Raw genomic sequence first — 1,485 nt, forward strand, 5'->3', positions numbered from 1 at the left:
AATCTTACTGATTCTGTACCATTAAAAATTGAAGACTTGCTGCAACGATCCCTGACTGAGCGCATAGTTGAACAGGGTGCTCGCGTGCTTTCTCCATTATTATAAGTTGATGTATCCTGTTTTTATTGTTCTATCTTAAATCTAGATTTAACTTTGTTTTTAATATATTTCTGACTTATTTGAAAAAAAGTCGAAAACCCGTTTATTATAAGAACTTCCAACATGGGTTTTTTCTTATTTACGATGGAAATTCATTACTAAAAAACGGTAATACTAAAAAGGCAGCTCAAAGAGTTTGAATTCAAAAATATCTGTTACCTTTTCATTTAAATATAGAGGTGATATCAATAGATAATATATTTGAAAATCTTAAGGAAATACGTTTATTAGAAGATAAGCTCTATCATTTAGAATTAAATAGTTGGCTAAAAAATGAGTTTTTAACTTGGGAATGGTGGATACTAGTCGTTTTTTTAGTTGTGCCTTGGGTTATATGGGCTAAACTTGTTAAACGAGACATTATTTTAGAAATTTTGTTATTTGGTACCATAATTATCTTGACAACAACCTTATTAGATGTAGTTGGTGCACAATACAGTTTTTGGGATTACCCCATTGCACTCCTACCTTTTATTCCCAGGGCCTTTCCTTTTGATTTTTCAATGGTACCTGTAGCTTACATGTTGTTATATCAATATTTTAGAACATGGAAAATTTTTATAATCGCACAAATCACTATGGTACTCACATACGCCTTTATTGGTGAACCCTTTTGCGAGTGGGTCAAACTTGTTAATTATTTAGAGTGGAGATACAGATATTCATTCATATATTAAATCATTGTTGGAATTGTAACTCGAGCTTTAATACTAAAACTAGCCTCTTTATCTAAACCTCAAGATCTTACAACTAAGTAAAATTTAAATTGGAGGAAAAAACTTTGGAAGAAGTTAATATTGGTTTACTGACGATCAAAGTCATCGTTGGTTTTGCAACTTTATTTTTTATCATTATCATAACAGGCAGAACATCCATCTATCAGTTAACCCCGTTTCACTTAGTTTTTGTGTTAGTACTTGGAGATCTTTTAGGAAATACCATTTATGAAGATAAGGTAGGGATTTTTCATTTTTTATATGCCATCGGATTGTGGACGTTTCTTATGTTTGGAATAGAGTTTATGACTCTAAAAAATAAATCGACACGTTCTCTCTTATTAGGCAATCCTAACATCATCATTCGAGATGGTGTTATGGACAGAAAGTTACTTACAAAGAACAAATTGGATGTAAATCAAGTATTGAGTATACTCCGTCAAAATAATGTCTTTTAAGTTCGCGAAGTCAAATACGGTATATTGGAAGCTAATGGGCAAATAAGTTTATTATTAAAATCCAAGTATCAAAAACCAGACAAGCAAGATCTCAATCTTCCAGAAAGTCCAGTAGACCTCCCAACATCGTTAATTATAGATGGGGAAATTTT

At 31.6% G+C, this 1,485-nt stretch carries 1 protein-coding gene and 1 pseudogene; both read left to right on the forward strand.

What is annotated here, in order from left to right; translation table 11 throughout:
• The first annotated feature begins 479 nt into the window (after positions 1–479).
• A complete protein-coding gene (locus tag BFI01S_RS24520) occupies positions 480–836 on the forward strand; it encodes a CBO0543 family protein (RefSeq protein WP_280525180.1) in 357 nt (118 codons plus the stop codon).
• 104 nt (positions 837–940) lie between these two features.
• A pseudogene (locus BFI01S_RS21850) lies at positions 941–1,485 on the forward strand (DUF421 domain-containing protein); the annotation flags it as partial.

Source organism: Cytobacillus firmus NBRC 15306 (assembly GCF_001591465.1).
Lineage (GTDB): Bacteria > Bacillota > Bacilli > Bacillales > Cytobacillaceae > Cytobacillus > Cytobacillus firmus.